Consider the following 9,731-nt stretch of genomic DNA (forward strand, 5'->3'; position numbering starts at 1 on the left):
TTCCCGTCCCGTCCGGCCCGCCGGCCTCCCCCGCCGGAACAGGGTCAGCCCCCGCCAGCGCGGGCCCATTCCCCGCGGGCTCAGTCCCCGCAGGTTCTGCACCCGCCGGCTCAAGCTCAGCCCTCACCGGCTGAGGATCAGTCCCCGCCAGTTCAAGCTCCGGCGACTCCGGGTCGGCCGGGGTGCCGGCGTACTCGTCGACGTGCAGCTCGGTGTCGCCGTCGGTCGGGCCGGTCCAGCGCACGGTCAGCTCCTCCAGGGCCTGCTCCTGCACGAAGGACACCAGGCCCTCCCGGTACAGCTCCAGCAGCGCGAGGAACCGGGCCACCACCTCCAGGGTGGCCTCGCAGTCGGCGCAGAGCAGCGAGAACGTGGCGGTGCCGGCCCGGCGCAGCCGGGCCGCGAGGATCGCCGCGTGCTCCCGGACACTGACCCGGACCATGTGCACGTGGGCGATGGAGACCTCCGGCACCGGCTTCGGGGTCATCGCCTTCACGGCCAGCTTCAGCAGCCGCTGGGGGCCGATGCCGAGCACCAGGTCGGGCAACGCCTCGGCGTAGCGGGGCTCCAGGCTGACGGCACGCGGATAGCGTCGGCCGCCGACGGCCTCCAGCTCGGCGATGTGCGCCGCCGCCTCCTTGTACGCCTTGTACTGCAACAGCCGGGCGAAGAGCAGGTCCCGGGCCTCCAGCAGGGCGAGGTCGGCCTCGTCCTCGACGTCGGCGGCGGGCAGCAGCCGGGCCGCCTTCAAGTCGAGCAGGGTCGCGGCGATGAGCAGGAACTCGCTGGCCTCGTCCAGGTCCCAGTTGTCGCCCATCGCCCTGATGTAGGCGATGAACTCGTCGGTGACCGTGTGCAGGGCCACCTCGGTGACGTCGAGTTTGTGCTTGCCGATCAGTTGCAGCAGCAGGTCGAACGGGCCGGTGAAGTTGGCCAGCCGGACCGTGAACCCGGCGGGCTGCACACCGTCGACCACGGCCGCTTCGGCGGTCCCGGGTGGGTCGAGGGGTGGCGCGGTCACCGGACGACCGTAGTCCACGAGGCGGGCACCGGGCGTTCCGGCTACCGCTCCGACTGGGCGGCGATCACCTCGCGGGCCAGCTGACGGTAGTTACGTGCCCCGGAGGAGGCCGGGTCCATCGTCGTGATGGGGGCACCGGCCACGGTGGACTCGGGGAACTTCACCGTCTTGGTGATGACCGTCTGGTAGACCTTGTCGCCGAACGCCTCCACGACCCGCTGGAGGACCTGGCGGCAGTGCGTGGTGCGGCTGTCGTACATGGTGGCGAGGATGCCTTCGAGCTCCAGGTCGAAGTTGAGTCGCTCGCGCACCTTGTCGATGGTGTCCAGCAGCAGTGCCACACCCCGCAGGCTGAAGAACTCGCATTCGAGGGGGATGAGCACGCCGTGCGCGACGGTCAGCGCGTTGATCGCCAGCAGGCCGAGTGACGGCTGGCAGTCGATCAGGATGTAGTCGTACTCCTTGCGGACCGTGCGCAGGACCCGGGCCAGGGCCATCTCCCGGGCGACCTCGTTGACGAGCTGGATCTCGGCGGCGGAGAGGTCGATGTTGGCCGGCAGCAGGTGCAGGCCCGCCACGTCGGTCTTGATGAGCACGTCCTCGGCGATCACGTCGTCCTGCATGAGCAGGTTGTAGACGGACAGGTCGAGGTTGTGCGGGTTGACGCCCAGGCCCACCGAGAGGGCGCCCTGCGGGTCGAAGTCGACGAGCAGCACCTTGCGGCCGTATTCCGCGAGGGCGGCGCCCAGGTTGATGGTGGTCGTGGTCTTGCCGACGCCACCCTTCTGGTTGGCCATCGCGATGATGCGCGCCGGGCCGTGCCGGTCGGTGGGCATCGGCTCGGGAATGGGCTTGCGCATCGTGTAGGCAGCCGGGTCCGCAGGACCCAGGTCCGCGCCGAGCGTCGCCTGCTGCTCGCGGAGCTCCGACGTCCAGGTCTCGGCACGGTCACCGTTGCCAGCCATGTGCTCGTTGCCCCCTCCCGACGACCCACCCGGCGTCGGAGCCGTCCGACGTCCTTCGCGGCGCCGCTGCGCACCCCGGTCGTGTCGCTCCAGGAGGTCCGCGCCGATGCCGACTGTACGCCACCGACCAGCAGGGGGTTCGGCACCGGCCCGGCGTGTCGGCGTCGACCGCGACCGGTTCAGCCCTGGGCGCGGGGATGGGCGGTGGCGTACACCTCGCGCAGCCGCTCCACGGTGACCAACGTGTAGACCTGGGTGGTGGTCACCGAGGCGTGGCCGAGCAGCTCCTGGACCACCCGGACGTCGGCGCCGCCGTCGAGCAGATGGGTGGCGTAGGAGTGACGCAGGGTGTGCGGGGAGACCGCGGCCGGCCCGTCGACGGGCAGCCCGGCCCGGTCGGCGGCGCGGCGCAGGATGCCCCAGGCGCCCTGGCGGGACAGCGCGCCGCCCCGGGCATTCAGGAACACCGCCGGGGTGCCCCGGCCGGCGGCGGCCAGCCCGGGGCGGGCCCGAACCAGGTAGGCGCGGACGGCGTCGACGGCGTACCCGCCGATGGGCACCAGCCGCACCCGGCCGCCCTTGCCGCGCAGCAGCACCGTGCCGTCGTCGGTGTCGAGGTCGTCCACGGCGGCGCCGACCGCTTCGGAGATGCGCGCGCCGGTGCCGTACAGAAACTCCAGCAACGCCCGGTCGCGCAGCGCGAGGGGCGCGTCGTCGCCGGTCGCGGTGATCGGGCCGGCGGTCTCCAACAGCCGGACCACGTCGTCGACCGGTAGCGCCCGGGGCAGCCGCCGGGGCGGCGTTGGCGGGCGGACGTCGCGGCTCGGATCGGCGCCGGCCAGGCCTTCGCGCAGCGCGAAGCGGTGCAGACCCCGTACCGCGCTGGCCGCGCGGGCGGCGGAGGAGACCGCCAGCGGCGGGTGCGCGTCGTCGCCGGCGCGCAGCCGCGCCAGGTGCGACTCCACGAGGCCGGCGCCGACCGACGCGAGGTCGGTGACGCCGGCATCGGTCAAGGTGGCGAGATAGCGGTCCAGATCCCGACGGTACGAGGCGAGCGTGTTCGCGGAGAGGCCCCGTTCGACGGTCAGGTGGTCGAGGTAGCCGCGAACGGCACGGCGCAGCGCCGGCGTGGGTGGTGTGCCCACGCCGGCGGAGTCCGTGCCGCCGGTCAGCCCGCCACCGTTCAGGCCAGCACGTCGGCCAGCGGGAGCACGTCCATGCCGTGCGCCTCGGCGACCGGGCCGTAGGTGACCTGACCGGCGTGGGTGTTGAGGCCCAGCGCCAGCGCCGGGTCGTTGCGCAGCGCCTCGCGCCAGCCCTGGTTGGCCAGCTCCAGGGCGTACGGCAGGGTGACGTTGGTCAGCGCGTAGGTGCTGGTGTTCGGCACCGCGCCGGGCATGTTCGCGACGCAGTAGAAGATCGACTCGTGCACCTTGTAGACCGGGTCGGCGTGCGTGGTGGGGCGCGAGTCCTCGAAGCAGCCGCCCTGGTCGATGGCGATGTCGACCAGCACGCTGCCCGGCTTCATCCGGGAGACCAGCTCGTTGGAGATCAGCGTCGGGGCCTTCGCGCCGGGCACCAGCACCGCGCCGATGACCAGGTCGGCGTCGAGCACGGCGCGCTCGACCTCGTACGCGTTGGAGGCGACGGTCTGCAGGTGGCCCCGGTAGATCGCGTCGGCCTGCCGCAGCCGGGCCACGTTCTTGTCCAGCAGCAGCACCTCGGACTGCAGGCCCAGCGCGATCGCTGCGGCGTTCATGCCGGAGACGCCGGCGCCGATGACCACGGTCTTGGCCGCGTACACGCCGGAGACACCGCCGGGCAGCACACCGCGGCCACCACCGGTACGCATCATGTAGAAGGCGCCCACCTGCGGGGCGAGCCGGCCGGCGACCTCGGACATCGGGGCGAGCAGCGGCAGCGACCGGTCGGGCAGCTCGACGGTCTCGTACGCGATGCCGGTGACCCGGCGGTCGATCAGCGCGTCGGTGCACTCCTTGGAGGCGGCCAGGTGCAGGTAGGTGAAGAGCACCTGCCCCTCGCGCATCCGGTGGTGCTCCTCGGCAATCGGCTCCTTGACCTTGAGCACCAGCTCGGCGGTCTCCCACACCTCGTCGGCGGTGGCGAGGATCTTCGCGCCGGCGGCGGCGAACTCTTCGTCGGTGATGCTGGAGCCAACCCCGGCGCCGGACTCGACGAAGACCTGGTGGCCGCTGCGGGTGAACTCGTTGACACCCGCTGGCGTGATCGCCACGCGGTACTCGTGGTTCTTGACCTCGCGTGGGATTCCGACCTTCACGATGCAGACACCTCTCTTCGGGGCTGCTCTCCCCCGACTGCTCGGTGCCACGACGGCCCCTTTGCCATCGCGGTACACCGGTCCTGCGGCGGCAGTCTAGGCGCGCCCGGTGCCGCCGCGAGCCAGCACAGTGCCACCCGGTGCCCGGGTGTCCTGACGAAGTGTCAGGGCGCCGCCGGGATTCGGCGGTCGACCGTCACCTCAGCCAACAGGACAGTGTTTCACCATTATCGTCCCATCTGCCGGACGGCGGTGCGGACAGCTGGCGAGTGGATCACTAATGTGTCCGCCCATGACCACTCCTCCTTACCAGCCCGGTTACCCCCAGCCGGGGTATCCCCAGGGCGTCTCCGACAAGAGCAAGATCATCGCGGGCATCCTCGGTATCCTGCTCGGCACCTTCGGTGCCGGTCGGTTCTACACCGGACACACCAAGATCGCCGTTCTCCAGCTCGTCGTGAGCCTGGTGACCTGCGGCGTCGGCGCTCTCTGGGGCGTCATCGACGGCATCCTCATCCTGGTCAACGGCGGCACGGACGCGCAGGGCCGTCCGCTGCGCGACTCCTAGACCAGCAGGCGAAAGGGGCCCCGCGGCTGACCGCGGGGCCCCTTTGGTGCGTACTCCCTCACCGGCTGGACCGGCGGCGACGCTCAGCGCGGCAGCGGCGCGTCCGCCCGACGCAGCTGCGCGAAGCCGGTGTCCCGGGCGCGGGCCGCGGCCAGCAGCCCCGCCACCGCGGACGCGTTGGTGATCTCACCGGCCAGGACCATGGCGACCGCCTCGTCCAGGTCGATCCGGACGACCTGGAGGTCGGCCTCCTCGTCGTGGCGCTCGTGCCGCTCGTCGGCCGGCACGTCGGCGAGGTCGCGGGCCAGGAACACCCGGACGATCTCGTTGGTGAACCCCGGTGAGCTGTGCAGGTCCACCAGCACGTCGACCCGGCCGGCGGTGAGGTCGGCCTCCTCGGCCAGCTCCCGCAGCGCGGCCACCGGCAACTCCTCGCCGGAGACGTCCATCAGACCGGCCGGCAGCTCCCACAGGTGCCGCCCGACCGGGTGCCGGTACTGCCGGATCAGCACCACCTGGCCGGCGTCGTCGAGCGCCACCACGGCCACCGCCCCGACGTGCCGGACGAGGTCCCGCAGCCCGGTCCCACCGCCCGGCATGGTCACCTCCTCGGTGACCACGTCGAAGATCCGCCCCCGGTACCGCTCCTCCCGGGAACGCACCTCGTAGCGGTGCTCACCGTTGCTCACGACGCCGACGACGCCTTCGTCGCGGCGCCGTTGCGGGCGGCCTTGCGCGTCGTCGGGGCCTCCGCCGCCGCGTCCAGGTCGACCGGCAGCTGGTCGGCCTGCGAGTACGCCACCGCGGCCTTGACGAACGAGGCGAACAGCGGGTGCGGGCGGGTCGGGCGGCTCTTCAACTCGGGGTGCGCCTGGGTGGCCACGAAGAACGGGTGCAGGCTCCGGTCCAGTTCGATGAACTCGACCAGCCGGCCGTCCGGCGAGGTGCCGGAGATGTGCAGGCCCGCCTTGGTCAGCGCGTCCCGGTAGGCGTTGTTCACCTCGTACCGGTGCCGGTGCCGCTCGCTGATCTCGGTGCTGCCGTACGCCTCGGCGACGATCGAGCCCTCGGTCAACGTCGCCGGGTACGCGCCCAGCCGCATGGTGCCGCCCAGATCGCCCCGACCGGCGACGATGTCCTCCTGGTCGGCCATCGTGGCGATGACCGGGTGGGCCGCCTGCTCGTCGAACTCCAACGAGTTGGCGCCGTCCAGGTCGGCCAGGTGCCGGGCCACCTCGATGGTCATGCACTGCAGGCCGAGGCAGAGGCCGAGCAGCGGGATACCGGCCTCGCGGGCGTACCGGGCGGTGCCGACCTTGCCCTCGATGCCACGGACGCCGAAGCCGCCGGGGATGAGGATGCCGTCCACGCCGGCCAACGCCGCGGCGGCACCGGCCGGGGTGACGCACTCGTCGCTGGGCACCCACTTGAGCTGCACCCGGGCCCGGTGACCGAAGCCCGCCGCCCGGATCGCCTCACTCACCGACAGGTACGCGTCGGGCAGGTCGACGTACTTGCCGACCACCGCGACGGTGACCGTGTGCCGGGGGCGGTGCACCCGCTCCAGCAAATCGTCCCAGCTGGCCCAGTCCACGTCCCGGAAGGAGAGGCCGAGCCGGCGCACCACGTACGCGTCGAGCCCCTCCCGGTGCAGCACCTTCGGGATGTCGTAGATGCTCGGGGCGTCCGGGCAGGCGACGACCGCCTCGGCGTCCACGTCGCAGTAGAGCGACAGCTTCTCCTTGAGCTTCACCGGGATCTCCCGGTCGCAGCGGAGCACGATCGCGTCCGGCTGGATACCGATGTTGCGCAGCTGCGCCACCGAGTGCTGCGTCGGCTTGGTCTTCAGCTCACCCGAGGGCGCCAGGTACGGCACCAGCGACACGTGCAGGTAGAAGCAGTTGTCGCGGCCCAGGTCGTGGCGGACCTGACGGATCGCCTCCAAAAACGGCAGCGACTCGATGTCGCCGACCGTGCCACCGACCTCGGTGATCACCACGTCGGGGACCTGGCCGTCCTCGTCCGGGTCGGCCATCGCCAGGATCCGCGACTTGATCTCGTTGGTGATGTGCGGGATCACCTGGACGGTGTCGCCCAGGTACTCGCCGCGCCGCTCCTTGGCGATCACGTCGGAGTAGATCTGGCCGGTGGTGACGTTCGCCTTGCCGGAGAGCGCCCGGTCGAGGAACCGCTCGTAGTGCCCGACGTCGAGGTCGGTCTCGGCGCCGTCCTCGGTGACGAAGACCTCACCGTGCTGGAACGGGTTCATCGTCCCCGGGTCGACGTTCAGGTAGGGGTCGAGCTTCTGCATCACCACACGCAACCCGCGCGCGGTCAGCAGGTTGCCGAGGCTGGAGGCGGTGAGGCCCTTACCCAGCGAGGAGGCGACGCCCCCGGTGACGAAAATGTGCCTGGTCGTCCGTGCTGATGGGGCCAAGGCCTGCTCCCGTGTCGTCTGTCGCGGTCATGCAGACCGCCGTGCTTGATCAGCAAAGTGATCACGCGATCCACGGGATTCGACGGTAACACCTCCCGGCCGGGTACCCGCAGGCCGCACCCCGGCTGCGACACCTCCGGGCCCTCATGACGAGGCCCGGCGCTCAGGACGCGGCAACCTCCGTCGATGACCGGGAGACCTGCCGGGGCGGCACGGGCACCGTCGGATCGGCGTCCGGCGTCGACAGGCTCGCGGTCGGCTCGGCCGGGTCGTCGGCGTCCCCACGGCGCTCGCCCGCAGTGTCCGACGCCGGTTGGGCGAGGGTCGCCGGTGCGCTCGGAGGCGGGCCGGCGATCGGACGGGAATGCACGGCACCCAGTGGCCCACCGCCGCCGGTCGGACCGTCACCTCCACCGACCGGGCCGACCCCACCGGACCCCGAGTCGTCGTCGGCGCCGTTGGCGCGGGAGCGGCCCGCTGCCGGGCGGGTCCGGTCCGCGGCGTGCCCGAGCACCCGTAGCGACGCCAGGGCGGCCATCGGCACCACCAGGGCGGCGGCAGCACCCATCACGTCCAGGGCCGCGCCGTCGAGCACACCACCGAGCACCGCGGCGACCACGGTGCCGGCCAGCGCGGCCCGGACCGCCGGGTAGATGCCGAACAGCCGCATCAGCCCACCCCACGGCTGCAACAGGGCGAACCACACGAGCAACCCGCCGGCCAGCGCCAGCACCGTCAGCGGGCTGTTGACCAACGTCTCGAAGTTCTCCGTGCTGGACCGGTGCACGGCGAACCCGCCGGTGCCGTCGCCGAGCGCGGAGAGGAACCGGCCCAGGCTGCCCCGCTCCCCCGGCGGACGCCGCAGGTCCACCACGGCGAACCCGATACCGACCGCCAGCGCGGCCATGGTGGCCCAGGCCAGCCGGCTGATCGTCAACCAGCCGCCGGCGCTGATCACGGCGGCGACGCTCACCCCGGCGGTGAGCGCGATCGCGCCGACCGGGTCGGCGCCCAGGTACGGGCTGCCGACCACCACCACGGCGAGGCCACCCACCGCCACCATCACCGCCGGCCGCCAGCCCCGGTGCACCCGTTGGGCGAACCAGCCGCCGGTGACCAACGCACCGGCGAGGAACACTCCCAAACCCACAGTGCTCAGCCCGGCGTACCGGCCGCCCTGCAACGCGGAGTAGCCGACCACGCTGTTGAGCTGGAGGCGGGCCCCGGTGAGCACGTCCAGCCCGACCACGAGCGTGGCGAGGCCGGCCACCGCTCCGAGCGGCCCGAGGGTGTTCGCGTACCCGGGGACGAACCGCACCGCCGCAGTGCCGGCGGCCACCAGCAGCGCGGTCACCCCGGCGAAGATCCACCCGGGGTGCTCGCCGCGCCACCAGGGCACCGCGTCGGCCAGCAGCGCCGCCGGCACGGTCAACGCCACGGCGACCAGCAGCAGCTCCATCACTGCCACGATCCGCCCGGAGACGGGCGTCGGGCCGGCCGGGCCGGCGTGCGGACGGGCCCGGCGCAGCAGCGGCAGCATCGCGATCGCCAGCAGCACCTGCGCCCCGGCGAGCAGCGCGAAGAACACCCCGGAGACGGAGCGTTGGGCGGCCGCCTCCCGGTCGGCGTTCGCCGGCGCGTTGATGGCCTCGGTCAGATCGGCGGGTCGGTCGCCGGTGCTGATCGCCGGACGGCCGAGGAAGAGTCGCTCCGGCATGGGCCGACCCAACGCGGCGAGGGCGGTCGGCGCGAGGTCGACAAGTTGCAGGTACCCGTCCCGGCCGGTGCTCGCCGAGGTGAGCCACCCCCGTTCCCAGCCCGGCCCGTCGGCGACCGCCACGTGCAGCCGGGCCGGCTGGGTGGTGTCGGAGATCCCCGCGACCAGCACCAACGACCGTGGGGGTCGCGCCGCCAGCACCCGCGCCAGCTCGGCGTCCGCCGCGCGGGCCTCCTCGGCGCGGGTGGCCGGATCGGCCCCCTCGACCGTGCCGAGGTCGACGATGCTCAGCACACACGAGCCGAGCAGCGGCCGCGGGTCGGCCGGCAGCCCCGAGGCGTACCGGTCGACGCGGCCGAACGGCCGGGCGGCGGCCACGGCCGCGCCCGGGCCGACGGCGACGGAGCATCGCACCGACTCGGACAACGAGCCGGGCAGGGCGCCCCAGGGCAGCTGCTGCTGGTTGTACTGGACCACGCTCTCCTGGTCGGGCAGGTTCGCGCCGATGCCGTCCGGTTGTTCCACCGTCACCGCCGCCGACGGGCAACCGTCGACCGACCGGCTGCCGTTCCACGCGGCGAAGCTGCCCGCGCCGAGGGTCAGCCAGCCGTCCACCGGGCAGGTGGGCCGGTGCGCGGACCGCACCGACAGTGAGCCGATCGAGCCGTCCTGGGCCATCCGCCACAGCGTCGGGGTGCTCTGCGGATCCACGTCCTCCCAGCGC

At 72.7% G+C, this 9,731-nt stretch carries 8 protein-coding genes; 1 reads left to right on the forward strand and 7 read right to left on the reverse strand.

What is annotated here, in order from left to right; genetic code table 11:
* The 4 genes from DLJ58_RS33070 to ald form a co-directional block, all read right to left on the reverse strand.
* A partial coding sequence (locus tag DLJ58_RS33070; RefSeq protein ID WP_124862898.1) for a segregation and condensation protein A occupies window positions 1–1,021 on the reverse strand: 1,021 nt, incomplete at its 3' end.
* A gap of 41 nt (window positions 1,022–1,062) precedes the next feature.
* A complete protein-coding gene (locus tag DLJ58_RS33075; RefSeq protein WP_124862901.1) occupies window positions 1,063–1,986 on the reverse strand; it encodes a ParA family protein in 924 nt (307 codons plus the stop codon).
* A 179-nt stretch (window positions 1,987–2,165) separates the two neighbouring features.
* On the reverse strand, window positions 2,166–3,131 hold the full coding sequence (locus tag DLJ58_RS33080) for a site-specific tyrosine recombinase XerD (RefSeq protein ID WP_124862904.1): 966 nt from the start codon (window positions 3,129–3,131) through the stop codon (window positions 2,166–2,168).
* 38 nt (window positions 3,132–3,169) lie between these two features.
* Window positions 3,170–4,285 (reverse strand): alanine dehydrogenase, encoded by a 1,116-nt coding sequence (gene ald, locus DLJ58_RS33085; RefSeq protein ID WP_124862907.1) that lies wholly within the window; start codon window positions 4,283–4,285, stop codon window positions 3,170–3,172.
* A 292-nt stretch (window positions 4,286–4,577) separates the two neighbouring features.
* Here ald and DLJ58_RS33090 point away from each other — a divergent pair, with 292 nt between their 5' ends.
* Window positions 4,578–4,853: a TM2 domain-containing protein gene (locus DLJ58_RS33090; protein ID WP_208741476.1), complete on the forward strand. Its 276-nt coding sequence runs from the start codon at window positions 4,578–4,580 to the stop codon at window positions 4,851–4,853.
* Between the two features lie 83 nt (window positions 4,854–4,936).
* Here DLJ58_RS33090 and DLJ58_RS33095 read toward each other — a convergent pair whose 3' ends face one another.
* The 3 genes from DLJ58_RS33095 to DLJ58_RS33105 all read right to left on the reverse strand — a co-directional run.
* Entirely contained in the window at window positions 4,937–5,542 is a 606-nt protein-coding gene (locus DLJ58_RS33095; RefSeq protein ID WP_124862913.1) for an NUDIX domain-containing protein, read from the reverse strand.
* Entirely contained in the window at window positions 5,539–7,290 is a 1,752-nt protein-coding gene (locus DLJ58_RS33100; RefSeq protein WP_124862916.1) for a CTP synthase, read from the reverse strand. Before DLJ58_RS33100 ends, DLJ58_RS33095 begins: the two co-directional genes overlap by 4 nt.
* A 163-nt stretch (window positions 7,291–7,453) precedes the next feature.
* A partial coding sequence (locus DLJ58_RS33105) for a hypothetical protein (RefSeq protein WP_124862919.1) occupies window positions 7,454–9,731 on the reverse strand: 2,278 nt, incomplete at its 5' end.

Origin of the sequence: Micromonospora arida (assembly GCF_003857035.1) — a bacterium.
Lineage (GTDB): Bacteria > Actinomycetota > Actinomycetes > Mycobacteriales > Micromonosporaceae > Micromonospora > Micromonospora arida.